The sequence below is a fragment of the Amycolatopsis sp. NPDC004747 genome (assembly GCF_053601335.1).
The window spans coordinates 347,971-373,000 of record NZ_JBSGBQ010000002.1 but is presented as its reverse complement, the minus strand read 5'-3'; the positions used below and the strand labels follow the sequence as shown (position 1 = coordinate 373,000).

The following is a 25,030-nucleotide window of genomic DNA, read 5'->3' as shown; positions in this document are numbered from 1 at the left end:
CCCGCGGAGGGGCTGAAATGACCGACACGACGGCCGGGCTCATCCAGCTCGGCCTGCTCCTCGCCGCGCTCGCCGTGGTCTACAAACCGCTCGGCGACTACCTGGCGCGGGTCTTCTCCACCGAGAAGCACCTGAAGCTCGAGAAGGGCCTCTACAAGCTCTTCCGCGTCAACCCGGACTCCGAGCAGCGGTGGCCGACCTACGCCGCGGGCGTGCTCGGCTTCTCGTTCGTCTCGGTCGTCCTGCTCTACCTGCTGCAGCGCCTGCAGCCGCTGCTGCCGTGGAACCTCGGCCGCGGCGCGGTGAGCCCCGGCGTCGCCTTCAACACGGCGATCTCGTTCGTCACCAACACGAACTGGCAGTCCTACGTCCCCGAGACGACGATGGGCCACTTCGTGCAGATGGCCGGGCTGACCGTGCAGAACTTCCTGTCGGCGGGCGTCGGCCTGGCCGTGGCCATCGCGGTGACGCGCGGGTTCGTCCGCGCGAAGACCGACCGGCTCGGCAACTTCTGGGTCGACCTCACCCGCGGCACGGTCCGCGTGCTCCTGCCGATGGCGTTCGTGTTCGCGCTCGTCCTGGTCGCGCTGGGCGTCGTGCAGAGCCTCAAGGCCGGCGTCGCCGTGGCGAACCCCGACGGCAGCCACGGCACCATCGCGCTGGCCCCGGCGGCGAGCCAGGAGGCGATCAAGGAGCTGGGCACCAACGGCGGCGGCATCTTCAACGCCAACTCCGCGCACCCGTTCGAGAACCCCAACGCCTGGACGAACCTGATCCAGCTGTTCCTCATCCTGGTGATCCCGGTCAGCCTGACCCGCGCGTTCGGGACGCTGGTCGGCAACCGCCGCCAGGGGTACGTCCTGCTGAGCGTGATGAGCCTGCTGTGGGCGGCTTCGCTGGCGCTCATCTGGTTCTCCGAAGCCAAGGCGGACAACCCGGCCGCGCTGGCCGCGGGCGCGAGCATGGAAGGCAAGGAACAGCGGTTCGGCATCGGCTCGACGTCGATCTTCGCCGACACCACCACGGGCACCTCGACCGGCGCGGTCAACGGCGCGCACGACAGCCTTTCAGGGCTCGGTGGCGGAGGTCCGCTGCTGAACATGCTCTACGGCGAGATCTCGCCCGGCGGCGTCGGCACCGGCCTCTACGGCATCCTCGTCATGGCGATCATCGCCATGTTCCTGGCCGGCCTGATGGTCGGGCGCACACCGGAGTACCTGGGCAAGAAGCTCGGCAGGCGCGAGGTCACCTGCGCGGCGATCGCGATGCTGGCGATGCCGACGGTCGTGCTCCTCGGTTCCGGGATCGCCCTGCTGCTGCCGGGCACGGCGGGCGCGCTCGGCAACTCCGGCGCGCACGGCCTGTCCGAAATCCTCTACGGCTACGCGTCGACCGGCAACAACAACGGCAGCGCGTTCGGCGGCCTGACCGCGACGAGCGACTGGTTCCAGTCGTCGTTCGCCGTCGCCATGGCGTTCGGCCGGTTCGTGCCGATCCTCGCCGTGCTCTGCCTGGCCGGTTCGCTGGCCACCCAGCGGAAGGTGCCCGAGACCGCGGGCACCCTGCCCACCACCGGGCCGCTGTTCGCCACCCTGCTCACCGGCACGGTGGTGCTCGTCGCGGCCCTCACGTTCATCCCGGCGCTCGCGCTCGGGCCCATCGCGGAGGCACTCGCATGACCGTCACCGAAGAACGCCCCCAGGTGACTCCCGCCGAACCGGCCGGGCGCGTCGGCGCCGGCGTCTTCAGCCCGCGCCAGCTCTGGACGTCGCTGCCCGAGGCGTTCCGGAAGCTCAACCCGAAGCACCAGCTCGGCAACCCGGTGATGTTCGTGGTGTGGGTCGGCTCCGCGCTCACCACGGTCTTCGCCGTCACCGACCCGAGCGTGTTCACCATCCTGATCGCGGTCTGGCTGTGGTTCACGGTCCTGTTCGCGAACCTCGCCGAAGCCGTCGCGGAAGGGCGCGGCAAGGCCCAAGCCGAAAGCCTGCGGCGGTCGAAGAAGGAGACCGTCGCCCGGCGGCTCACCGAGACCGGCTCCGAGGAGCAGGTCCCCGGGGTCGAACTGAAAGTCGGCGACCTGGTGGTCGTCGAGGCGGGCCAGGTGATCCCGGGCGACGGCGACGTCGTCGAAGGCATCGCGACCGTCGACGAGTCGGCCATCACCGGCGAGTCGGCCCCGGTCATCCGCGAGTCCGGCGGTGACCGCAGCGCCGTCACCGGCGGCACGACCGTGCTGTCCGACCGGATCGTCGTGAAGATCACCACCAAGCCGGGCGAGTCCTTCGTGGACCGCATGATCGCGCTGGTGGAAGGCGCTTCGCGGCAGAAGACGCCGAACGAGATCGCGCTGACGATCCTGCTTTCGACGTTGACGATCATTTTCCTGCTCGCCGTCGTGGCGCTGCAGCCGATGGCCCGCTACTCCGGCTCCGAGCAGTCCGTGATCGTGCTGACCGCGCTGCTCGTGTGCCTCATCCCGACGACGATCGGCGCGCTGCTGAGCGCGATCGGCATCGCGGGCATGGACCGCCTGGTGCAGCGCAACGTCCTGGCGACGAGCGGCCGCGCGGTCGAGGCCGCGGGTGACGTCTCGACGTTGCTGCTGGACAAGACCGGCACGATCACCTTCGGCAACCGCCGCGCCACCGAGCTGATCCCGGTCGGGTCGTCCACCCCGGACGAGCTCGCCCGCGCCGCCCGGCTGGCCAGCCTGGCCGACGAGACCCCCGAGGGCCGCAGCGTCGTCGAACTCACCGAGGCCCACGCGGACCGCGACGAGCACGGCGAGTTCGTCCCCTTCACCGCGCAGACGCGGATGAGCGGCCTCGACATCGGCGATCGACGGATCCGCAAGGGGGCGGCTTCAGCGGTCCGCGCGTGGGTGCGCGACAACGGCGGCGACTTCCCCGAGGAGACCGAGCGGGTGGTCGACGAGATCAGCGCCCAGGGCGGCACTCCGCTGGTCGTCGCCGAGGACACCGTGGTGCGCGGCGTGATCCGGCTGTCCGACGTCGTCAAGCCGGGCATGAAGGAGCGCTTCGCCGAACTGCGCTCGATGGGCATCAAGACGGTGATGATCACCGGCGACAACCCGCTCACCGCCAAGGCCATCGCCGCGGACGCCGGCGTCGACGACTACCTCGCCGAAGCCAAGCCCGAAGACAAGATGGCGCTCATCAAAAAGGAGCAGGAAGGCGGCCGGCTGGTCGCGATGACCGGCGACGGCACCAACGACGCCCCCGCGCTCGCGCAGGCCGACGTCGGCGTCGCGATGAACACCGGCACCTCGGCCGCCAAGGAAGCCGGGAACATGGTCGACCTCGACAGCGACCCGACGAAGCTGATCGAGATCGTCGAGATCGGCAAGCAGCTGCTGATCACCCGCGGCGCGCTGACCACCTTCAGCGTCGCCAACGACCTGGCCAAGTACTTCGCCATCCTGCCCGCGATGTTCACCGGCATCTACGCCCAGCTGGGCGGCCTGAACATCATGCACCTGGCCACGCCGAAGTCGGCGATCCTGAGCGCGGTCGTCTTCAACGCGCTGATCATCGTCGTGCTCATCCCGCTGGCCCTGCGCGGCGTGCGGTACAAGCCGTCGTCGGCCTCGGCCCTGCTGCGCCGCAACCTGCTCGTCTACGGCCTCGGCGGGATCGTCAGCCCCTTCCTCGGGATCTGGCTGATCGACCTGCTCGTGCGCCTCATCCCCGGAATCGGGTGAACCCGTGAACACACTCGTCAAACAGACCTGGGCCGGGCTGCGCGTCCTGCTCGTGATGACCGTCCTGCTCGGGGTCCTCTACCCCCTGGCCGTGTGGGCCGTCGCCCGCATCCCCGGCCTGGAGGGCAACGCCGAGGGCTCGCTCGTGACGCAGAACGGCCAAGCCGTCGGGTCGACGCTCATCGGCGTCGACCCGGTGCCCGCCGACCCGGCGCACGACCCGTGGTTCCACACCCGCCCCTCGGCGCTGGCGAAGGACGCGCTCGGTCCCGGCGACCCGTCGACTTCCGGCGCGTCCAACAAGGGCCCGTACAACGAGGACCTCGTGAAGACCATCGGCGAGCGCAAGGACGCCATCGCCCAGCGCGAAGGCGTGACACCCGATCAGGTACCGCCGGACGCGGTGACGGCGTCGGGCTCGGGCCTCGACCCGGCGATCAGCGTGGCCTACGCCGACCTCCAGGCCGCACGGGTCGCGAAGAACACCGGCCTGCCCCTCGACCGGGTGAAGCAGCTGATCGAGCAGAACACGAGCGGGGCCGGGATCGGCGTCCCCGGGGTGAATGTGCTCCCGCTCAACTTGGCCGTGCGCGCCGCGGCCGGAGGGGCACACTGACACCGTGACCACGGAGAACGGGAAGCCGCGCCGGGGAGAACTGAGGATCTACCTCGGCGCGGCTCCGGGCGTCGGCAAGACCTTCGCCATGCTCGGCGAAGCACGGCGGCGCCTCGACCGCGGCACCGACGTCGTCGTCGGGCTGGTGGAGACGCACGGCCGCGAGAAGACCGCGGCGCTCCTCGACGGCCTCGAGACCGTCCCGCGGCGGCACACCGAGCACCGCGGCCGCACCTTCGACGAGATGGACGTCGACGCCATCCTCACCCGCACGCCCGAGGTCGCCGTCATCGACGAGCTCGCGCACACCAACGTGCCGGGCTCGCGCAACGCCAAGCGCTGGCAGGACGTCGAGGAGATCCTCGACGCCGGCATCGACGTGCTGTCCACGGTCAACGTGCAACACCTGCAGAGCCTCAACGACGTCGTCGAGCGGATCACCGGCGTCACCCAGCAGGAGACCGTCCCGGACGAGGTCGTCCGCCGCGCCGAACAGCTGGAACTGGTCGACATCACGCCGGAGGCGCTGCGGCGGCGGCTCGCGCACGGCAACGTCTACCCGGCCGAGCGGATCGACGCCGCGCTCGGCAACTACTTCCGGCCCGGCAACCTGACCGCCCTCCGCGAACTGGCGCTGCTCTGGGTGGCCGACCAGGTCGACGTCGCCCTCCAGCGCTACCGCGCCGAGCAGCGGATCACCGACACGTGGGAGGCGCGCGAACGCGTCGTCGCCTCGATCACCGGCGGCCCGGAGAGCGAGACGCTCATCCGCCGGGCCAGCCGCATCGCCGCCCGCGCCGGCGCCGAGCTGCAGGTGCTGCACATCCTGCGCGGCGACGGCCTGGCCGGGATCGGCCCGGCCGCGATGGCCCGCTGCCGCAAGGTCGCCGAGGAGGTGGGAGCGACGTTCCACACGGTCGTCGGCGACGACGTGCCGGCCGCCCTGCTCGATTTCGCCCGCGGGGTCAACGCGACCCAGCTCGTCATCGGCACCTCGCGGCGCTCCCGGGTGGCCCGGCTGTTCGACGAGGGCATCGGCGCATCGGTGGTCCGCCGGTCGGGGCCGATCGACGTGCACATGGTCACCCACTCCGAGGCGGGCGGGCGGCTGCGGACCGGGCTGGCCGCGAGCCCGCTCGGGCTCTCGCGGCTGGTGACGGGCTGGGTGCTGGGCATCGTGCTGCCGGTGCTGGTCACCCTCGTGGGCGTCTTCGTCCCGAGCGGGCTCGACTTCGCCACCGACGTCATCGCCTACGTCCTGGTCACGGTCATCGTCGCCCTGGTCGGCGGCCTCGGGCCGGCACTGGCCGCGGCCGTGCTCGGCGCCGGGCTGCTCAACTTCTTCTTCACGCCGCCGCTGTACACGCTCAACGTGCACACCCCGCAGAACCTGGTGACGCTGATCGCGATGGTCGTGGTCGCGGTGCTGGTCGCGCTGGTCGTCGACCAGGCCGCGCGCCGGGCCGCGCAGGCGGCGCGGGCCCGGACCGAGGCGGCGCTGCTGGCCTCCTACGCCCGGACCGTGCTGACCCACACGAACCCGATCGAGCGGCTGCTGGCGAAGGTCCGCGAGAACTTCGCGCTGACGTCGGTGACGCTGCTGGAGAAGCAGGACGGGGCGTGGCAGTGCGTGGCGACCGCGGGGGAGCACCCGTGCGCCGACCCGGACGAGGCGGACGCCGACATCGCCGTCACCGCCGACGTCCACCTGACCCTGCGCGGCCGGGCCCTGCCCGCGGCGGACCGGCGGGTGCTGGAAGCCGTGGCGGGGCAGGCGTTCCTGGCCCTGCGGCAGCAGCGGGCCGCGGCCGCGGCGGCGCGCGCCGAGCGCAAGGCCGAGGCGACCGAGCTGCGCACGACGTTGCTCTCGGCCGTCGGGCACGACCTGCGGACGCCGCTGACGTCGATCAAGGCGTCGATCGGCAGCCTGCGTGCGGCCGATCTGAATTTGTCCGAAGAGGACACCGCGGAACTGATGGAGGCCATCGAGCTGTCCGCCGACCGGCTGGCCGGCCTGATCGACAACCTGCTGGACTCGTCGCGGCTGGCCACCGGGGCGGTCCGCCCGCACCTGCGCCCGGTGGGCTACGACGAGGTCGTCGCGCACGCGCTGTCCAATGTGGATAATTCGGACGACGTCGTGGTGGCGGTCGACGACCAGCTCCCGGCGGTGCTGGCCGACCCCGGTTTGCTGGAACGGGTGGTGGCGAACGTGCTGGACAACGCGCTGCGCCATGGCGCGGCACCGGTGTCGGCCCGGGCCAGCGCGCACTCGGGCCAGGTCGAGCTGCGGATCGTCGACCACGGCAAGGGGTTGCGCAAGGGGGCGGCGGATTCGGCGTTCGCGCCGTTCCAGCGGCTCGGCGGCGACCGGGACACGACGCCGGGCGTCGGGCTCGGGCTGTCGGTGGCGAAGGGGTTCACCGAGGCGATGGGCGGCACGATCCGCGCCGAGGACACCCCGGGCGGCGGGCTCACGGTCGTGGTCTCGCTGCCCGCGTTCAGCGTGGCGTACGAAGAGGAGGGGGTGCGATGAGCGACCCGGGCGCCACCGTGCTGGTGGTGGACGACGAGCCGCAGATCGTGCGGGCACTGCGGATCAACCTGACCGCCCGCGGCTACAAGGTGATCACCGCGCACGACGGCACGGCCGCGCTGAAGGCCGTGGCCGAGACCAAACCGGACGTGGTGGTGCTGGACCTCGGCCTGCCGGACCTCGACGGCACGGAGGTGATCGCGGGCCTGCGCGGCTGGACGACGGTCCCGATCATCGTGCTGTCGGCCCGCGGCGACTCGGCGGACAAGGTCGAGGCCCTCGACGCGGGCGCCGACGACTACGTGACGAAGCCGTTCGGCATGGACGAGCTGCTGGCCCGCCTGCGCGCGGCGGTCCGCCGCTCGGCGGTGGCGGGTGCGGACGGCGCGGACGCGGTGGTGGACACGGCGTCCTTCAGCGTCGACCTGGCGGCGAAGAAGGTCCGCCGCCACGACGGCGAGGAGGTCCACCTGACGAAGACGGAGTGGGGCGTGCTGGAGCTGCTGGTCCGCAACCGCGGCCGGCTGGTGGCGCAGAAGCAGCTCCTGCACGAGGTGTGGGGCCCGTCGTACGAGACCGAGTCCCACTACCTGCGGGTGTACCTGGCCCAGCTGCGGCGCAAGCTGGAGCGGGAGCCCTCCCGGCCCCGGCACCTGCTGACCGAACCCGGGATGGGGTACCGCTTCGAGGTCTGACCGCCGCGACCGCGGCTAGAACCAGAAGGTCGGCTGCTCGATCCCGAACCGCAGCTTCGCGTACCGCTTGGAGGCCGCGGCCGAGAAGTAGATGTGCTGGGCCGCCGCGTGGAGGTCGCGGAAGCAGCGCTGCAGCGGCTGGTCCGCGTGCAGTGCGCCCGCCCCCGCGTAGCCGAACGCGATGTCCACCGCGCTCAGCGAGGCGTGCATCGCCTGCTGGGTCGCCAGCAGGAACTGGCCGCGCTGCCGGACGTCCGGGACGTCGCCCGCGCACGCGGTGTCCCACAGCTGCCCGAGTGCCTCGAAGACGAACGCGCGCGCCGACCGCAGCCGGCCTTCGGCGCGGGTCAGGGCGAGCTGGACGTCGCCGTCCTCGGCGATCGGGCCCGGGCCCGGCGGGCGGAACTTGGCCGGCGCGAATCCGGTGAACTCGTCCAGCGCGCGCCGGGCGATGCCGAGCGGGACGCCCGCCATCAGCGTGCCGACGAACGTGAAGAACGGGAGCCGCCACAGCGGGCCGTCGTGGCGCGCCGGGTTGGTGAACGGCGAGATCGTGTGCTCCGCGCGCACCACCGCGTCGATCTCGACGTCGTGGCTGCCGGTGCCGCGCAGGCCGGTGACGTCCCAGTTCTCGACCACCCGCACCTCGGCGGCCGGCACCGCGGCGAGCCGCCAGTCGCGCGGGTCGCCGCCGGCGAAGCCACCGTTGAAGAACAGGTCGGTGTGCGGGCTGCCGCTGCAGAACCCCCAGCGGCCGGCGAGGGTGAACTTGCCGTCGCCGTCCGGGGTGAGCCTGCCCATCGGCGCGAACACGCCGCCGCCGATCGGGGCCGGCGTGCCGGCGACGAGGCCGGCCGCGACGGCCGGGTCCAGCCAGGCGAGGAACGCCGAGCCGTTGCCGATGGTGATCGTCCAGCCCGCGGAGCCGTCCGCCCGCGCGAGCTCTTCGATCGTCTCGACGACCGTGGCGGGCGGGAGCTCCTGCCCGCCGAGCGCCCGCGGCGTCGCCAGGTGGAAGAGCCCGGCTTCGCGGGCCCGCTCGACGAGGTCGCGGGGCAGCGTCTGCAGCCGTTCGGCTTCGACGGCCCGCGCGCTCAGCTCGGGCGCGAGCTCCCGCGCGGCGGTGACGGCGTCGGTGGTGGCTTGTTCCATCATGGTCAGCGCCCCCTCAGGGTGTCATGATAGATGCGTATCTATTTGATAGAGGAGTCTCTACCTAAATGGACGGCCCTGTCAAGCGCCGGTACGACACGTCGCGGCGTCAGGAGCAGGCGCGCGAGAACCGCCGCCGGATCCTGGCGGCGGCGTCGGAGCTGTTCCGGGAGAAGGGGTACGCGGGCACGGCGATGCCCGAGGTGGCGAAGGCGGCCGGGGTCGCCGTGCAGACCGTCTACAAGGCGTTCGCCAACAAGGCCACGCTGCTCAAGGCCGTCTTCGACGTCACGGTCGCCGGCGACGACGAGGACGTCCCCATCGCCGGCCGTGACTTCATCGCCGAAATCCGGGCCGAGCCGGACGCGGCGCGGAAGATCGAGCTGTACTTCGGTCACCTGGCCGGCACCGCGCCCGCGGTGTTCCCGGTGCAGCTGCTGGCCCGCGACGCGGCCGCCGCCGACCCCGCGGCCGCCGAGGTGTGGGTGCAGATGCGGCAGGAGATGCTGACGGCGATGACCTACTTCTCCGCCGAGCTGCTGGGCACCGGGCAGGTCAAGCCCGGCCTGGGCGCCGACGACGTCCGCGACATCCTGTGGACCTACCACGGCCCCGAGCAGTACGAGCTGCTCTGCCTCGAGCGCGGGTGGTCCCCGGAGCGCTACGGGAAGTTCCTGCGCGACGCGACAGTCGCGGCCCTCCTGGCCCAGGTCTAAGCGCCACAGCCTAAGCGCCACAGCCGTGGGGCACTTGGCGTTAGGCTGTGGCGCTGGTGCCGGTCGTGCTCGACGACGGGGCGCCGGCCGAGCTCGAGCCGCCGCCGCTGGCCGTGGTCGTCGTCGTGGGCGGCGTGACCGGGGTGGTCGGCGTCGTGGTCGGCGGCTTCTCCGACGTCGGAGGAGTCGAGGTCGGCGGTGTGAACGGGGGCGTCGTGGCCGGCGGCGGGTTGCCGCCGGTGTCGATGCGCGGCGGCGGGGGCGGCGAAGGCTGGGTGACGACCGTGGTGGTCGTCTTGCCGTCCGGGCTCACCGACACGACGGTCGTCGGCGCGCTCGGCGACGTCGGGTTCGACGTCGCCGGAGCTCCGCTGGAGGTCGCCGGGTCGCTCGGCGACGGCGTGGCCGGCAGGGTCCGCACCCCGGCCGGGACGGTGCCTTGGCCGCCGGGGCCGCCCGTGCCGCCCGCGGTCGAGGCGGTGCCCGGCCCGGCCAGCTCGGCCACGGCGGCGAACGCGGTCGCGACGACCAGTCCGGCCACCCCGAGCACCACGTACCCGGTGCGGTTCGGTTTGCTGCTCTTGGGCGGCGCGGTGTCGATCCTGGTGATCCGAGAGCTCGAATCCGGCCCGTCGGGGCGGGGCATACGGGGCTCCTTGGGGAATTCGGGGAGGGGGCACAGCTCGGAGTGACACAGCCTTGAAGTGACACAGCCTTGAAATGACACAGCGAGGTCGTGGATCGGGGGCGCTGGTGCGGATGGAGCAGTGCGCCCACGGCGGGGGAGTGACCTCGGCGGGGAGGTTATCACCGGCGTGCGGGTATTCGCCCAGGTAGTGGCCTTGATCCGTTACTGTGCGCGGTCGGTTGACCCGGAAGGGATGTAGTGCGTGAGTGAGGAAGAAACCCACACCCGGCTGACGGCGTGGGTCCGCGGCCGGGTTCAGGGCGTCGGTTTCCGCTGGTGGACGCGCAGCCGTGCGCTGGAACTCGGCCTGGTCGGGAGCGCGAGCAACTTGGCCGACGGGCGTGTCGAGGTGATAGCGGAGGGTAGTCGCGACCACTGTCAGCGGTTGTTGTCCGCGTTACGGTCGGGAGAATCACCCGGAAGTGTGGAGCACGTCGCCGAGCGCTGGTCCGACCCGAAAGGGGGGCTCAGCGGGTTCGTCGAGCGGTAGGCCGGGCCTTGGTCCGTCCGGGGCCGGTGTGGCTCGTGGTGTTGCTGAGGCCGCTGCGGGTGTGCTAGGCGCGCCGAGGAGGGGGCGCGTCCGGCGGACCCCGGGCGCCCCCAGGTAGCCTGGGACGATTGAACCGCCAGTACCCGCGGCCAGAGGGGTCAGCACCACGTGCACCTGAAAAGCCTGACGCTCAAGGGCTTCAAGTCCTTCGCCTCGGCCACCACGCTGCGCTTCGAACCCGGCATCACCTGCGTGGTCGGGCCGAACGGCTCGGGCAAGTCCAACGTGCTCGACGCGCTGCGCTGGGTCATGGGCACCCAGGGCGCCAAGGACCTGCGCGGCGGCAAGATGGAGGACGTCATCTTCGCCGGCACCGCGGGCCGCGCCCCGCTCGGCCGCGCCGAGGTCACCCTCACCATCGACAACGCCGATGGCGCGCTCCCGATCGAGTACTCCGAGGTCTCGATCACCCGCCGGATGTTCCGCGACGGCGCGAGCGAGTACGAGATCAACGGCGACCGCTGCCGCCTGATGGACGTCCAGGAGCTGCTCTCGGACTCCGGCATCGGCCGCGAGATGCACGTCATCGTCGGCCAGGGCCAGCTCTCGGCGATCCTCGAGTCCAAGCCCGAGGAGCGCCGCGCGTTCATCGAAGAGGCCGCGGGCGTCCTCAAGCACCGCAAGCGCAAGGAACAGACCCTGCGCAAGCTGGCCAACATGCAGGGCAACCTCGACCGCCTCGGCGACCTGACGACCGAGCTGCGCCGCCAGCTCAAGCCGCTGGGCAAGCAGGCCGAGATCGCCCGCAAGGCCCAGTCGGTCCAGTCCGAGCTGCGCGACTCCCGCCTGCGCCTGCTCGCCGACGACCTGGTCACCCAGCGCGACGCGATCGCGCGCGAAGAGGCCGACGAGAAGACCGCCCGCGCGCGCCGCGCCGAAGTCGAGCAGACCCTCGAGATCGTCTCGGCCGAAGAAGCCGAGCTGGAAGCCTCGCTCGCCGAGGACGCGCCGCTGCTGCAGACCGCCCAGGAGACCTGGTACAAGCTGTCCGCACTGGCCGAGCGCCTGCGCGGCACCGTCCGCCTCGCCATCGAGCGCCAGCGGCACCTCTCCGCCGACGTCGCGGCGAACACCGGCGGCCGCGACCCCGAGGAGCTCCTCGAAGAGGCCGAGCGCGTCGCCGAGCAGGAGGAAGAGCTCAACGAGGCCGTCATGGAGGCCCGGGAGCTGCTCGCCCAGACGGTGTTGCGGCGCGAGGACCTCGAACAGCGCGTCCAGGCCGCCGAGCGCGCGCACTGGGCCGCCGTCCGCGCCATCGCCGACCGCCGCGAGGGCATGGCCAAGCTGACCGGCCAGGTCGAAGCCCTGCGCAGCAAGAACGGCGCCACCACCGACGAGATCGACCGGCTCAGCGTCTCCATCGAAGAAGCCGCCGAGCGCGCCGAGATCGCCGTCGAAGAACTCGAGATGGCCCAAGCCGAAGGCGGCGCGGAGGAATCCGACGACGCCGGCCTGATGGACCGCCACGACCGCGCGGTCGAGGCCAACAACGCCGCCAAGGCGCGGGTCGAAGAGCTGGTCAAGGCCGAACGCGCGGCCGAGCGCGAGATCGCGTCGGAGAAGGCGCGCGTCGAGGCGCTGTCCATGGGCCTCAAGCGCAAGGACGGCGCGGGTGCGCTGCTCGGCGCGTCCCACGAGCTGCCGGGCCTGCTCGGGTCGGTGGCCGCGCTGCTCACCGTCGAGCCCGGGTACGAGGTCGCGCTCGCCGCGGCGCTCGGCCCGGTCGCCGACGCGATCGCCGTCGCGGGCGGCGAAGACGCCCTGCGTGCGTTGAAGTACTTGAAGGAGACCGATTCCGGCCGCGCGGGCATCCTGCTCGGCGGCCCGGAGTTCACCGTGGACACCTACGCGTGGCCGTCGCTGCCGGAAGGCGCGCGCTGGGCCCGCGAGGTCGTCACGGCGCCGCCGCAGCTGCGCCCCGCGGTCGAGCAGGCGCTCGAGAAGCTGGCCATCGTCCGCGACCTCGACGCGGCCCGGCACCTCGTGGCGGTGCACCCGGACGTCCGCGCGGTCACCGCCGAGGGCGACGTCTTCGGCGCCCGCTGGGCGATCGGCGGGTCGGGCAAGCGCGAGAGCGTGATCGAGGTCCAGGCCGCGGTCGACGAGGCGGCCGAACGGCTGCGCCTGGCCGAACGCTCGCTGGAGCGGTACGCGGCCGAGCTGGAAGGCGCCCGTGCCGAGCAGCAGGCGCGTCGCGAAGAGGTTTCCCAGGCCAAGGACGCCCTCGGCGAGGCGAAGGTCCGGAAGGCGCGCTCTTCGGAGCGGCTCAGCCGGCTGCAGCAGGCCACCCGCCAGGCGCAGGCCGAGGTCGAGCGGCTGTCCGGGCAGCGCGCGAAGGTCGAGCAGAGCCGCGTCCAGGCGCTGGCCCAGCTCGCCGAGCTGGAGGAGCGCCTCGCCGCCGTCGCCGAGCAGCCCGTCGAGGACGACCCGGACACCGCCGAGCGCGACGCCGCCGTCGAGGAACTGGCCGTCGTGCGGCAGGAGGAGATGGAGGCGCGGCTCGCGCAGCGCACCTCCGAGGAGCGCGCCCGCAGCATCGCCGGCAAGGCCGAAGGCCTCCGCCGCGCCGCGCACGCCGAGCAGCAGGCCCGCGAACGCGCCGAGCGCGCCGCCGCGGCCCGCAAGCGCGGCGCCGAGATCGCCAACGCCGTCGTCAACGCCGGCGAGCTCGCCCTCGAGCGCATCGAGCACTCGGTGCAGCGCGCGGCCGCCGAGCGCGACCAGGTCCAGGCCCGCCGCCAGAGCCGCGAGCAGGCGCTGACCGGTGTCCGCGCCAAGGTCCGCGAGCTCACCGGCGAGCTGGAGAAGCTGACCGACGCCGTGCACCGCGACGAGGTCCTGCGCGCCGAGCAGCGGCTGCGGCTGGAAACGCTGGAAGCCAAGATCGCCGAGGACTTCGGCATCGGGCTCGAGGACCTCGTCCGCGAGTACGGCCCGGACGTCCCGGTCCCGCCGAGCGCGGGCGAGATGGCCGAGTACGAGGCGGCCAAGGACCGCGGCGAGGACGTCACCCCGCCGCCGCCGATGCCGTACGACCGCGACACCCAGGCCCGTCGCGCCAAGCGCGCCGAGAAGGACCTTTCCCTGCTGGGCAAGGTCAACCCGCTGGCCCTGGAGGAGTTCGCGGCGCTGGAAGAGCGGTACAAGTTCCTCTCCACGCAGCTGGAGGACCTCAAGGACACCCGCAAGGACCTCGAAGCCGTCATCAAGCAGGTCGACGAGAAGATCCTCGAGGTCTTCGCCTCGGCGTACGCGGACGTCGCCCGCGAGTTCGAGACGGTGTTCGGCGTGCTCTTCCCGGGCGGTGAGGGCCGGATGGTCCTCACCGAGCCGGACGACCTGCTGGCCACCGGCGTCGACGTCGAGGCGCGCCCGCCGGGCAAGAAGGTCAAGCGGCTTTCGCTGCTGTCGGGTGGCGAGAAGTCGCTGGTCGCGGTGGGCATGCTGGTCGCGATCTTCCGCGCCCGGCCGTCACCGTTCTACGTGATGGACGAGGTCGAGGCGGCGCTCGACGACACCAACATGCGCCGGCTGATCGGGCTGCTGGAGCAGCTGCGCGACTCCTCGCAGCTGATCATCATCACCCACCAGAAGCCGACCATGGAGATCGCCGACGCGCTCTACGGCGTGAGCATGCAGGGCGACGGCATCACGAAGGTGATTTCGCAGCGCCTGCGCACGACCGAGGAAGAGCCGGTCCCGGTCAGCTGACCTCGTCCTCACGCGGAGCGGGGCGGTCTTCGCCTCGCGCGCGGGGCTCGTAATGCCTGAGGTCGCTGCCCATCCACTGCACGTCGCCGACCCGCGGCCGGCGCCCGCGGGGCGTGAGCATGCCGCGCTTGACCCCGCGCTTGCGGTCGGACCGGTCCACGACCAGCGCGATGACGAGCACCACGGCCAGGACCGCGCCGAGCCCGATGAAGAACGCCATGCGAAACCCCCTGCTCTCCCGGGTTAAGGCTACGGGGGAGCAGGGGGAAGGACCCGCGGTTTTCAGCCGGCGACCCAGAAGGCGTAGTCCGCCGAGTACCGGACCGCCGTCTGCGCGCCCTCCGTGCACGCGCCGGCCGGGGCGACGCCGCCGCGGGTGTTCAGGCGCTGGACATACGTCACCTTGCCGAAGATCCCGTCGCCGGTGTTGAGGTTGGCCTTGAGCAGGACCTCGGGGATCGCGTCCTTGCGCGGCGAGGTCGCCACCGCCGCCGCGCCGACCGTGCTGCCGTCCACAATGGACGTCCAGACCGGGCCCTTGCTGTGCAGGGCCACCGGTTGTCCGTGCTTCGACAGGACCGCCGCGGGCTGGATCAGCGCCCACGCGCCGTTCGTGCAGCCGTAGATCTGCACGCCTTCGGCCGGGTAGGTGGCCACCGGGTGGTTGCCCGCCGGGACCTTGATCGCGTCCGGCACCTTCGAGCCGGCCGGGGTGGCCGAAGCCGTCGCCGCGCCGCCGACCAGGAGGGCACCCACCGCGAGCGCCACCGTCATCCGCTTCATGGAATCCACCTTCGAAATCCTCTCCCGCCGCTTTTCGGCGGGCTCCCGCAAATGGACACGGGCGCCCGCCGGAAACGGTTCAGGAGAATCAGGCGGCGCGGACCTCCTCGGCCTTGCCCGCGGCTTCGGCCTCGGCCGCCTTCGGGTCCGGCGTGCGGTGCCGCAGGGACAGGAGGCCGCCGACGACCAGCGTGATGACCACGCCCATCAGCGTGTACCACGGGTAGGCGAGCGCGACCTTGTCCCCGGCCGCCTTGCCGAAGTCGACGCCGATCAAGCCGCCGGTCTTCGCGTTGAACTTCACCCCGAGGATGACGAACGCCATCACCACGACCGTGACGACGAACGCGACGATCGCGTCCACCTGCCGCGCCTTCTTGATCAGCAGGCCGAGCAGGAACGAGCCGAGCAGCGCGCCGTAGGTGTACCCGGTGATGGCCAGGCCGAGCTCGATCACCGAGTTCTTCGTGGTCGAGAACAGCGACGCGAACACCGCGAACACGACCGCCCAGATCAGCGTCCACATGCGACCGTGCTGCAGCAGCTTCGAATCCTCCGGCGAGCGCTTGGTGAACCGCTGGTAGAGGTCGGCCACGGTGGACGTCGAAAGCGCGTTGAGCGCCGACGCCAGCGCGCCCATGGTCGAGGCCAGTACCCCGGCGATGAGCAGGCCCGAGACGCCGACCGGCAGGTCGTCGATGATGAACCGCGAGAACACGTCGTCCGGGCTCTGCAGCCCCAGCTGCGCCACCGGCTTGCGGCCGTTGAACACCCACAGCATCGCCCCGACCAGCAGGAACAGCGCGAACTGCACGGTGACGATGACGCCGCTGCCGATGAGCGCCTTCTGCCCGTCGCGCAGGCTGCGCGTGGCCAGCAGCCGCTGCGCGATGAGCTGGTCCGCGCCGTGGGAGGCCATCGACAGCGCCGCGCCGCCGAGCACCGCCGTCACGAACGCGTACGGGCTGGTCAGCAGGTTCTTCGTGAAGTCGACGAGCATGAACTTGCCGTCCGCGGACGCCTGCGTGGCCCAGTCGGCGGGCAGCTTGTTCAGCAGCACGATCGCGGCCACCGCGGCGCCGCCCAGGTACAGCGACAGCTGGATGACGTCGACCCAGACGACCGCCTTGATCCCGCCGATGTAGGCGTAGACCAGCGTCAGTGCGGTGAGGATGACGACGATCACCCAGTAGTCGAGGTGGATGCCGTAGTGGCCGAGGATCACCTTGATCGGGATCGCGCCGGCGAACAGGCGCACGCCCTCGGCGAGCAGCCGCGTGATCACGAACGTCACCGACGCGGTGCCCTGCAGCCCGGAGCCGAACCGCTTCCCGAGGAAGGCGTACGCGCTGACGAGGTTGCCCCGGAAGTATCGCGGCAGCAGCACGAACGCGGCGACCGTCCGGCCGATGATGTAGCCGAAGGCCAGCTGCAGGAACAGGAACGCGTTGCCGAAGACCAGCCCGGGCGTGCTGATCACGGTCAGCGTCGAGGTTTCGGTGGCCACCACCGACAGCATCACCGCACCCCACGGGAGGCTGCGTTCGCCGACGAAGTAGTCGGCCGCCGACCGTTGCCTGCGGCCGACGAGCACGCCGATCAGCGGCATCGCCGCCAGGTAGATCACGATGATGGCGAGGTCAACACCGCGCATGGATCACTCCTACCGTCATCCGGACTTCTCCGCGACTCGCAAGCGGGTCACGGCGCCCCCCAGCGGGGCGGGAAGGATCAGGGGGCCGTCGCCCGGGACCAGCGCGCCGAGCACGCGCGGCCCGCGGGCACCGGTCGCCGACGGCACGGTACCCGGCACGCCGCACCAGGTCAGCCAGCCCAGCAACGCCGTCAGGTACGCCTCCTTGCCGGCACCGGGCAGGCCGAGGTCGTCGCTGGTCTTGACCACCGCGTCCGGCAGGGCGCGGACCAGCGCGGCCATCAGCGCCGGGTTCGCGACGCCGCCGCCGGAGGCGATGACGGTGGCGACGCCGTGGCGGCGGCACTGGTCGGCGACGGTGACGGCGGTCAGCTCGGTCAGCGTCGCGAGCAGGTCGCCGGGCTCGACGCTGTCCAGGCCGGCCAGTGCGCTGTCGAGGAAGCCCGCGTTGAAGTGCTCCTTGCCGGTGGACTTCGGCGGCGCGGCGGCGAAGTAGGGGGCGGCGAGCAGCCGGCCGAGCAGGTCCCGGCGGACCGAGCCGCTCAGGGCGAGGCGGCCGTCGACGTCGCTGCGCTGCCCGCTCACGCGGTGGGCCGCGAGGTCGAGCAGGGCGTTGGCGGGGCCGGTGTCGTAGGCGATCACCGGCCGGTCCTCGGCGACGACGGTGATGTTCGCGATGCCGCCGAGGTTGAGCGCGGCGACCGGCCGTCCGGTGTCCTCGGCGAGGCCGCGCAGCCACAGCTGGTCGAGCGTGCTCGCCAGGGGCGCGCCGTGGCCGCCGGCGGCGACGTCCCGGGCCCGCAGGTCGGCGACGACCGGCAGCCCGGTGCGCTCGGCGATCCAGGCGGGCTGGCCGAGCTGCAGGGTGCCGCGGACGTGGCCGTTCTCGACCCAGTGGAAGACCGTCTGGCCCAGTGACGCGACCAGGTCCGCGCCGCCGCCCAGCTCTTCGGCACCGCGCGCGGCGGCGTCGGCGAACGCCTGGCCGACGCCGGTGTCGAGCCTGGTCAGTTCGCCGGCGGTGCACGGGTTCGGCGGCAGCGCGGCGAGCAGGGCTTCGCGCAGGGGCTCCGGGTAGGGGATTTCCAGCTCGCCGAGCGGCGTCAGGACGACGGTGCCGTCCTCGGCGTGCAGGTCGGCCGCGGCCACGTCGACGCCGTCGAGCGAGGTGCCCGAAATCAGGCCGATCACCCGGAAACCGTGGCTCGTGCTCATCCCCATCCGGAGGGGTTTAGTGGAGGCTCCGGTGTGACGCAACCCACTCGGTGAAGTCTTGGCCCAATCGGGATCTAGGTGGTGATGAATTGCCTGGGCGGACGGGGTGTCCGGGGCGGGGGAGCGCGGATGAAAGGATGGGTCCGTGTCGAGCACCTGGTTCCTGTTCGTAGTCGTCGCCGTCGTCGTCCTGGTCGCCCTGCTGGTGACCGGCCTGCTGATCGCGCGCAGGCGGCGGATCAGCCTGGACGCCCAGCGCGAGGTCGAGGCGAAACCGAAGGGCGGTTCGTACGCGGCCAGCGGGGGCATCGCGCTCGCGCCGGGCGGCACGGCCGAGGCCGAAGCCCCCGAGCACCCGGTCGAGGACCGGCCGGAGGTCGACGGCCAGCCCGCGGTGGGCGACGACGCGGCGGTGCCCCGCGACTCGGCTCAGCGCACGGTCCGGGACGTCAAGCTGCCGGACGCCGAGGTCGTCGAACCGGCCCCGGCCGCCGAGGAGATCGAGCCGGCGACCGGCCGGATGGAGCGGCTGCGCGGCCGGCTGTCGAAGTCGCGCTCGGTGTTCGGGACGAGCCTGCTGGGCCTGCTCGGCGCCGGCGACCTCGACGAGGACTCCTGGCAGGACGTCGAGGACACGCTGCTGATGGCCGACCTGGGCGCGGCGACCACCAACCAGATCGTCGAGCGCCTGCGCGACGAGCTTTCCCGGCGCGCGGTGCGGTCGTCGGCGGAGGCGCGCGAGGTGCTGCACGAGGTGCTGACCGCCCAGCTGTCGACCGACGGCCACCGCGCGGTGCGGGCGCTGCCGCACACCGTCGACGGCCGCAAGCAGCCGGCGGTGGTGCTGGTGGCGGGGGTCAACGGCACGGGCAAGACGACGACCACCGGCAAGCTCGCCCGCGTCCTGGTGGCCCAGGGCGGAACGGTGCTGCTGGGCGCGGCGGACACGTTCCGCGCGGCGGCGGCCGACCAGCTCCAGACATGGGCCGAGCGCGTGGGCGCGGAGGTCGTCCGCGGCAAGGAGGGCGCGGACCCGGCAGCGGTGGCCTTCGACGCGGTCAAGCGAGGCGTCGACACGGGCGTGGACGCGGTCCTGGTCGACACGGCGGGCCGCCTGCACACGAAGACGGGCCTGATGGACGAGCTGGGCAAGGTCAAGCGCGTCGTGGAGAAGCAGGCGAAGGTCGACGAGGTACTGCTGGTCCTCGACGCGACGACGGGCCAGAACGGGCTCATGCAGGCCCGGGTGTTCGCCGAGGTGATCGACGTGACGGGCATCGTCCTGACGAAGCTGGACGGGACGGCCAAGGGCGGCATCGTGTTCCAGGTCCAGAAGGAGCTGGGGGTGCCGGTGAAGCTGGTCGGCCTCGGCGAGGGGCCGGACGACCTGGCCCCGTTCGAGCCCGGTGCCTTCGTGGACGCCCTGCTCGGCTAAGCGAGTAATGCGTGACTCGGTTGGTGGTCGGGCGAAGCCCAGAAATCATGGAGCTGGGTGGTCATCCCGTCGCCTGAGGCCGTCAAATCACTTTGAGCCGGGCCCGCAACCCGAAGACCAACACGAGATGACAGCGCAAGCTTGCGGGCCCGGCTCAAAGTGATAGGCCTCAACCAGGCGACGGGATGACCACCCAGCGGCCCACCTCCAGAAGGCGAGGTGGCAGCGGTAGGTGTGGTCATCCCGGAGCCTGCCGGTCCGGCGAGGACATGCTTTTTCTTCCAAGCCGCGGCAGAGCGGGAACAGCCGGGTAACCGCAGCCATCGCGCTTCGGAGGTGAACAGGATTGTTCACCAACCGGACTTACACATCACTCGTCCAGGCGGTCCCGCTGACGACCCAGGCCCGGGCCGTCAGCGGGATCGAGCCGTCCGGGTCCGCCGGCAGGCGGCTGCGCAGCAGCTCGCGGATCCGGTCGCGGTCGGCCTGCGGCAGGGTGGCCAGGTACGACGGCGCCGGTCCCTGCGCGCCGAGGAACGGCTGCCAGTAGTCGTCGAAGTCGGCGAACACCGTCGGGATCTTGATCTCGCCGACGGACACCCCGGTGAAGCCGGCTTCGGTCCACAGCCGGCCGAACGGCTCCGGGCGGCACAGCGTGAACCGGCGGCCCTCGTCCAGCTCGGCGACCTTCTCCGGGTCGAGCTCGGCGGCCGCGTCCCAGAAGCGGCGGATCAGCTCCATGCCTTCGGCGAGGTCCCAGACGTACGCGGCGGCCGAGCCGCCCGGGACGGTCACCCGCGCGATCTCCGCGGCCGCGCGGGCCGGCTCGGGGACGAAGTTCAGCACCAGGCCCGACACCACCACGTCGAAGCGGTCATCGGCGAAGGGCAGCGAGCGCGCGTCGGCGACCTCGAACGACGCCCGCGGGTCGGTCACGCTCGCGCGAGCCGTCTTCAGGAACCCCTCGGACGGGTCGACGCCGACGACTTCGGCGGGGTCGCCCGCGCTCAGCACCGCCGACGTCAGCGCACCCGTGCCGCAGCCGACGTCGAGCCAGCGCCGGCTCGCCGGCACGTCGAGCTGCCGGACGAACGTCTCCGCGATCCGGCGGCTCCACCGTCCGATGTAGGCCTCGTACGCGTCCCCTGACTGCCACATGCCCCGAGTACAGCACAGAACCCGCTGGTCAGCCGTCGGCCAGAGCACCCGTCGCGGTGTGGCCCGCCGCCGTCGCGCGGCGGAGGAACCCGGCGATCAGCGCGAGCTCCTCCTCGCTGTAGCCCGCGCAGAGTTCGTCCATCGCGGAGTTCATCCCGGCGTAGAGCCGGAACAGCTCCCCGTTGCGGCCGCGGACCGCGCGCACGGCGACCGAGCGCCGGTCGGCCGCGTCGGGATTGCGCTCCCGGACGATCCAGCCGCCCTTCTGCAGCCGGTCGAGGATGCCGGTCAGCGTCGCCGGGTGCAGCCCGGCGCGCCGGGCCAGCGCGCTCGGGCCGAGCGGGCCGTGCCGGGCGATCAGCTCCAGGCACTCCAGGTCGACGTCCTTGAGCGCCAGCTGGGCGCTGACCTGGTGGTTCAGCAGCGCGAGCTGGTTGCGCAGCTCCCGCAGCGCGTCCTTCACCGCCACGGTCGACCGGCGGTGCGCTCCCGAACTCATCCGACCCTCGTATCAGTTGGTGGGCAGCAGCCTAACGGCCGAGGGTGCCCGACGGCGGTGCGGCGGGCGGTGAAATCGTGGACCCTGATTCGTACGCCGGGAAGAAGGAGTGGAATGGGAAAGGTCACGGCCACCGCGGAGCGCACCATCGACGCCCCGGCCGACAAGGTCCGCGCGCTCGTCGCCGACTACGCCGAGACGCGGCCGAAGCTGCTCACCGAGCACTACCGCGACTACCAGGTGACCGAGGGCGGCGTCGGCGCCGGCACCAAGGCGGGCTGGAAGCTGCAGGCGACCTCCAAGCGGGTGCGGGACGTCAAGGCGACCGTCACCGAGCCGGCGCCGGGGACGCTGGTCGAGACCGACGCGAACTCCAGCATGGTCACCACGTGGACGGTCACCGAAGCGGGTGAACGCAGTGTGGTGAAGATCGAGACCACGTGGGACGGTGCCGGTGGGATCGGCGGCTTCTTCGAGAAGACCTTCGCGCCCGGCGGGCTGAAGAAGATCTACGACGGCGTCCTCGGGAAGCTCGCCGAGATTGTGTGACAGCGGCGCGAGGCGCCTCCGCTGAGGGTGGCGGTGGGGAAGAAGGTGGGGTGTGCCGCCTCACAATCGGAATCTACGCCCCGGTTAGCTGGTTGCATCGGGTGGAATCCGGGGCGTCTGCCCCGCTTCGAGACTTGAAAGGATCCGACGATGAGCACGGCGACCGAAATCCGGCTGGCTTCGCGACCGGAGGGCGTTCCCACGCACGACAACTTCGAGATCGTCGACACCGAGGTGCCTTCGGCGGGCCCGAACCAGATCCTGGTGCGCAACCTGATCATGAGCGTCGACCCGGCGATGCGCGGCCGGATGCGGGACGTCAAGTCCTACGCGCCGCCGTTCCAGGTCGGCGAGGTCATGAGCGGCGGGGCGGTCGGCGAGGTCGTCGAGTCGAACGTCGACGACGTCAAGGTGGGCGACCACGTGCTGCACCAGGCCGGCTGGCGCACCCACGCCGTGCTGGACGCGGGCCGGTACGTCAAGGTCGACGGGGCCGCGGCGCCGCTGTCGACCTACCTCGGCGTGCTCGGCATGCCGGGCCTGACCGCCTACGCGGGCCTGCTGGAGTCGGCCGAGTTCAAGCCGGGCGACACCGTGTTCGTCTCCGGCGCGGCCGGTGCCGTCGGCTCGCTGGTCGGGCAGCTCGCGAAGCTGAAGGGCGCCAAGCGCGTCATCGGCTCGGCCGGTTCGGCGGAGAAGGTCCGCCACCTGGTCGACGACCTCGGCTTCGACGCCGCCTTCAACTACAAGGACGGCCCGGTCGCCGAGCAGCTGCACAAGGCCGCGCCCGAGGGCATCGACGTCTACTTCGACAACGTCGGCGGCGAGCACCTCGAAGCGGCGATCGACGCGATCACCGTGCACGGCCGGATCGCCGTCTGCGGGATGATCTCCACCTACAACGCGACCGAGCCGACGCCGGCGCCGCGCAACCTCACGCAGGTCATCGCCAAGCGGCTCACCATCCGCGGCCTGCTGGTGCTCGACCACTGGGGCCTGCAGCAGCAGTTCGTCACCGAAGTCGCCCCGCTGGTCAACTCCGGCGAGATCAAGTACTCGGAGACGTTCGTCGACGGCATCCGCAACGCGCCCGAGGCGTTCCTCGGCCTGCTTTCGGGCGCCAACACCGGCAAGATGCTGGTCCGGATCGCGGACTAGAAGCGTTCGGCCAGTTCGGTCAGGGTCGACGCGGTGTAGGTGGGCGCGGGCGAGCCGGGCAGCGGGTGGACGCCGGGACGGGTGAGCAAGGCCGTCTCGAGCCCCGCCGCCTGGGCGCCCGCGATGTCCCAGTCGTGCGCGGCGATCATCACCGCTCGCGCCCCGGGGTAGGCGGCCGTGACCTGCCGGTACGGCTCCGGGGCGGGCTTGAGCCTGCCGACCTGCTCGGCCGAGAAGATCCGGTCGAGCAGCGGCGCCAGCCCGGCGTGCAGCAGCTGCGCCTCGGCGGTGGCGAGCGGCGAGTTCGTCAGCGCGACGAGGGTGTGACCCTGTTCGCGGAGCTTCGCCAGGCCGGCTTCGACGTCCGGGTGGGCGGGCAGGCTGCGCAGTCCCTCGCCGACCTTCGAGAGGTCGACCTCCCGGCCGTGCCGCGCGGCGACCTCGATGGCGGCGTCGCCGGCGATGCCCGCGAAGTCGCGGTAGCCGCCGGTCGCCGTCACCGTGAGCACGGTGTGGATGGCCAGGCCGAACCATTCGCGCCGGAGCTCGGGGCCGCCGACCAAGGCGTCCATCGGGGAGAGGTCGAGCAGGGTCTCGTTGACGTCGAAGACGCACAGCATGAGATCAGTATTGCCCCGTCAGCGCCCGGTGGTCGAGGCGCGCGTCCAGCTCGGCCGCCGAGACCGGCAGGTCGATCCGGGCACGCCGGAGCCGGCCCACGACCGGCGGTGGGCGCGGCGGTCGGTCGCACGCTCCTCGCTTTCGGGTCGCTGACGTAGTTGTTCGCGGCGATCCGGCTGGGGCCGCCCGGCTGCCGGCGCCTTCGGCGATGCGGCGTGTGCCGCATCGCCTTGTCCGGCTTGGTGACCGCCGGGCTCAGTACTGCTCGGTCAGCGCCCGGTGGTCGAGGCGCGCGTCCAGCTCGGCCGCCGAGACCGGCAGGGCCATCTGGTCCCGCATGATCGTGCCCAGCGACGGCAGCGTCGAGCGGTCCGGCCACGTCTCCGGCTGCCACAGCGACGACCGCAGGAACGCCTTCGCGCAGTGCATGTACAGCTCCTGCACTTCGACGACCACCGCGAGCCGCGGCCGCTTGCCCCGCACCACCAGCGAGTCGAAGAACGGTGCGTCCGACACCAGCCGCGCGCGGCCGTTGACCCGCAGCGTCTCGTTCATCCCCGGCACCAGGAACAGCAGGCCGGCGTGCGGGTTGTCGACGATGTTGCGGAAGCTGTCGACCAGCTTGTTGCCCGGCCGGTCGGCCAGCACCAGTGTCTTCTCGTCGAGCACCAGCACCGAACCCGCCGGGTCGCCGCGCGGGGAGACGTCGCAGCTGCCGTCCGGTGCCGAGGTCGCCAGCAGCACGAACGGCGAGTGCGCGATCAGGTTCCGCGCGTGCTCGTCGATCCGGTCGATGACCTTCCGCTGCGTCAGCTCGGCCGCCTCGCCGACGATCTCGCGCAGTGCCTCGTGTGAGTCGATGATCCCCATGTCCCCAAGCTAGCGGTCGCCACCGGCGATCCGGCCCGCGATGGCGACCCGTGCGGCCTCGGTGGACTTGCGCACCACCAGGTCCGTCGAATAGCCGTGCTTCACGAAGACGCCGTCGAGCTGGAACGTGCCGTAGCCGTGTGCCTGGGTGAACAGCTGCTCCATCAGCTCCAGCGCGGTCGCCGGGTCCGGGGCGACGGTCAGGCAGCGGAACAGGAACTCGTCGGTCAGCCGGCGGGTCTGCTCGTGCAGCCCGACGTGCTCCGGCCCGTGCAGGCCTTCGGCGTAGATGACGTTCATCCCCGCCCGCCGCTCGATCAGGTACCGCGTGTACGCGCCCGCGGCGGCGGCCAGCGCGTCCGCGGGGTCCGGGTGCTCCGCGGCCGCGTCGGCCACGCGGTCGGCGAGCTGGCAGGCGATGTTGCCCGCCACTTCGGCCAGCAGGCTCTCCCGGGAGGCGAAGTGCCGGTACGGCGCGCCGGGGCTGACCTTCGCCCGCCGCGCGACCTCGGCGACCGAGAAGCCTTCGAGGCCCTGCTCGGCTATCAGGTCCAGGGAGACGCGCACGAGCTCGCCGCGGAGGTCGCCGTGGTGGTACTTGCCGCCCATGACCTGGATCACATCTCTCGTTCGAAATATGTAAGAGGCCTCTTACGTAGGACATGTATGAGACCTCTTACAACGACGGTACTTGAACTTG

The 25,030-nt window shown here is 71.8% G+C and carries 22 protein-coding genes; 12 read left to right on the top strand and 10 right to left on the bottom strand.

What is annotated here, in order from left to right; translation table 11 throughout:
• The first annotated feature begins 17 nt into the window (after positions 1–17).
• From kdpA to ACWEGE_RS04090, 5 genes are read left to right on the top strand one after another with little or no spacing between them, the layout of a single operon-like run.
• Positions 18–1,679: a potassium-transporting ATPase subunit KdpA gene (gene kdpA, locus ACWEGE_RS04110; protein WP_449658942.1), complete on the top strand. Its 1,662-nt coding sequence runs from the start codon at positions 18–20 to the stop codon at positions 1,677–1,679.
• Entirely contained in the window at positions 1,676–3,724 is a 2,049-nt protein-coding gene (kdpB, locus tag ACWEGE_RS04105) for a potassium-transporting ATPase subunit KdpB (protein WP_449658941.1), read from the top strand. Before kdpA ends, kdpB begins: the two co-directional genes overlap by 4 nt.
• Before the next feature lie 4 nt (positions 3,725–3,728).
• Positions 3,729–4,340 (top strand): potassium-transporting ATPase subunit C, encoded by a 612-nt coding sequence (locus tag ACWEGE_RS04100; protein ID WP_449658940.1) that lies wholly within the window; start codon positions 3,729–3,731, stop codon positions 4,338–4,340.
• 4 nt (positions 4,341–4,344) lie between these two features.
• Complete coding sequence (locus ACWEGE_RS04095; RefSeq protein WP_449658939.1) at positions 4,345–6,876, top strand: DUF4118 domain-containing protein; 2,532 nt, start codon at positions 4,345–4,347, stop codon at positions 6,874–6,876.
• Complete coding sequence (locus tag ACWEGE_RS04090) at positions 6,873–7,571, top strand: response regulator (RefSeq protein ID WP_191310371.1); 699 nt, start codon at positions 6,873–6,875, stop codon at positions 7,569–7,571. The genes ACWEGE_RS04095 and ACWEGE_RS04090 overlap by 4 nt, the downstream gene beginning before the upstream one ends.
• Before the next feature lie 15 nt (positions 7,572–7,586).
• On the opposite strand, the gene ACWEGE_RS04085 is transcribed toward ACWEGE_RS04090, so the two are convergent.
• Positions 7,587–8,726, bottom strand: a complete 1,140-nt coding sequence (locus ACWEGE_RS04085) for an acyl-CoA dehydrogenase family protein (RefSeq protein ID WP_449658938.1) — start codon at positions 8,724–8,726, stop codon at positions 7,587–7,589.
• A gap of 65 nt (positions 8,727–8,791) precedes the next feature.
• Between ACWEGE_RS04085 and ACWEGE_RS04080 the strand changes: the two genes are divergently transcribed.
• From ACWEGE_RS04080 to smc, 4 genes are all read left to right on the top strand, one after another.
• Positions 8,792–9,439 carry a TetR/AcrR family transcriptional regulator gene (locus tag ACWEGE_RS04080; RefSeq protein WP_449658937.1) on the top strand — a complete coding sequence of 216 codons (648 nt, stop codon included), beginning with the start codon at positions 8,792–8,794 and terminating at the stop codon, positions 9,437–9,439.
• A gap of 47 nt (positions 9,440–9,486) precedes the next feature.
• Positions 9,487–10,131 carry a hypothetical protein gene (locus tag ACWEGE_RS04075; protein WP_449658936.1) on the top strand — a complete coding sequence of 215 codons (645 nt, stop codon included), beginning with the start codon at positions 9,487–9,489 and terminating at the stop codon, positions 10,129–10,131.
• A gap of 198 nt (positions 10,132–10,329) precedes the next feature.
• Positions 10,330–10,617 carry an acylphosphatase gene (locus tag ACWEGE_RS04070; RefSeq protein ID WP_364273937.1) on the top strand — a complete coding sequence of 96 codons (288 nt, stop codon included), beginning with the start codon at positions 10,330–10,332 and terminating at the stop codon, positions 10,615–10,617.
• 168 nt (positions 10,618–10,785) lie between these two features.
• Positions 10,786–14,388: a chromosome segregation protein SMC gene (gene smc, locus ACWEGE_RS04065; RefSeq protein ID WP_449658935.1), complete on the top strand. Its 3,603-nt coding sequence runs from the start codon at positions 10,786–10,788 to the stop codon at positions 14,386–14,388.
• On the opposite strand, the gene ACWEGE_RS04060 is transcribed toward smc, so the two are convergent.
• The 4 genes from ACWEGE_RS04060 to ACWEGE_RS04045 form a co-directional block, all read right to left on the bottom strand.
• The gene (locus ACWEGE_RS04060; RefSeq protein WP_449658934.1) at positions 14,381–14,608 is read right to left on the bottom strand and encodes a hypothetical protein; all 228 of its coding nucleotides are present in this window, start codon (positions 14,606–14,608) and stop codon (positions 14,381–14,383) included. The two genes, smc and ACWEGE_RS04060, sit on opposite strands and share 8 nt — an antisense overlap.
• A gap of 62 nt (positions 14,609–14,670) precedes the next feature.
• The gene (locus ACWEGE_RS04055) at positions 14,671–15,171 is read right to left on the bottom strand and encodes a DUF3455 domain-containing protein (RefSeq protein WP_449658933.1); all 501 of its coding nucleotides are present in this window, start codon (positions 15,169–15,171) and stop codon (positions 14,671–14,673) included.
• 88 nt (positions 15,172–15,259) lie between these two features.
• On the bottom strand, positions 15,260–16,825 hold the full coding sequence (locus ACWEGE_RS04050; RefSeq protein ID WP_449658932.1) for a sodium:solute symporter: 1,566 nt from the start codon (positions 16,823–16,825) through the stop codon (positions 15,260–15,262).
• 15 nt (positions 16,826–16,840) lie between these two features.
• Positions 16,841–18,046 carry an anhydro-N-acetylmuramic acid kinase gene (locus ACWEGE_RS04045; protein WP_449658931.1) on the bottom strand — a complete coding sequence of 402 codons (1,206 nt, stop codon included), beginning with the start codon at positions 18,044–18,046 and terminating at the stop codon, positions 16,841–16,843.
• A gap of 139 nt (positions 18,047–18,185) precedes the next feature.
• On the opposite strand from ACWEGE_RS04045, the gene ftsY reads away from it, so the two are divergent.
• Positions 18,186–19,475, top strand: a complete 1,290-nt coding sequence (gene ftsY, locus ACWEGE_RS04040; protein WP_449658930.1) for a signal recognition particle-docking protein FtsY — start codon at positions 18,186–18,188, stop codon at positions 19,473–19,475.
• 363 nt (positions 19,476–19,838) lie between these two features.
• On the opposite strand, the gene ACWEGE_RS04035 is transcribed toward ftsY, so the two are convergent.
• Together ACWEGE_RS04035 and ACWEGE_RS04030 are read right to left on the bottom strand one after the other, a co-directional pair.
• Positions 19,839–20,633, bottom strand: coding sequence for a class I SAM-dependent methyltransferase (locus tag ACWEGE_RS04035; RefSeq protein ID WP_449658929.1), 795 nt, complete (start codon positions 20,631–20,633; stop codon positions 19,839–19,841).
• Between the two features lie 28 nt (positions 20,634–20,661).
• Positions 20,662–21,132, bottom strand: coding sequence for a MarR family transcriptional regulator (locus ACWEGE_RS04030; RefSeq protein ID WP_449658928.1), 471 nt, complete (start codon positions 21,130–21,132; stop codon positions 20,662–20,664).
• Positions 21,133–21,246: 114 nt separating this feature from the next.
• Between ACWEGE_RS04030 and ACWEGE_RS04025 the strand changes: the two genes are divergently transcribed.
• Positions 21,247–21,681: an SRPBCC family protein gene (locus ACWEGE_RS04025; RefSeq protein WP_449658927.1), complete on the top strand. Its 435-nt coding sequence runs from the start codon at positions 21,247–21,249 to the stop codon at positions 21,679–21,681.
• A 150-nt stretch (positions 21,682–21,831) separates the two neighbouring features.
• Positions 21,832–22,839, top strand: a complete 1,008-nt coding sequence (locus ACWEGE_RS04020) for an NADP-dependent oxidoreductase (protein WP_449658926.1) — start codon at positions 21,832–21,834, stop codon at positions 22,837–22,839.
• Here ACWEGE_RS04020 and ACWEGE_RS04015 read toward each other — a convergent pair.
• From ACWEGE_RS04015 to ACWEGE_RS04005, 3 genes are all read right to left on the bottom strand, one after another.
• Positions 22,836–23,459 (bottom strand): HAD family hydrolase, encoded by a 624-nt coding sequence (locus ACWEGE_RS04015; RefSeq protein ID WP_449658925.1) that lies wholly within the window; start codon positions 23,457–23,459, stop codon positions 22,836–22,838. The two genes, ACWEGE_RS04020 and ACWEGE_RS04015, sit on opposite strands and share 4 nt — an antisense overlap.
• 256 nt (positions 23,460–23,715) lie before the next feature.
• On the bottom strand, positions 23,716–24,330 hold the full coding sequence (locus tag ACWEGE_RS04010; RefSeq protein ID WP_449658924.1) for a pyridoxamine 5'-phosphate oxidase family protein: 615 nt from the start codon (positions 24,328–24,330) through the stop codon (positions 23,716–23,718).
• 9 nt (positions 24,331–24,339) lie between these two features.
• Positions 24,340–24,939, bottom strand: a complete 600-nt coding sequence (locus tag ACWEGE_RS04005; protein WP_449658923.1) for a TetR/AcrR family transcriptional regulator — start codon at positions 24,937–24,939, stop codon at positions 24,340–24,342.
• Positions 24,940–25,030 lie beyond the last annotated feature (91 nt).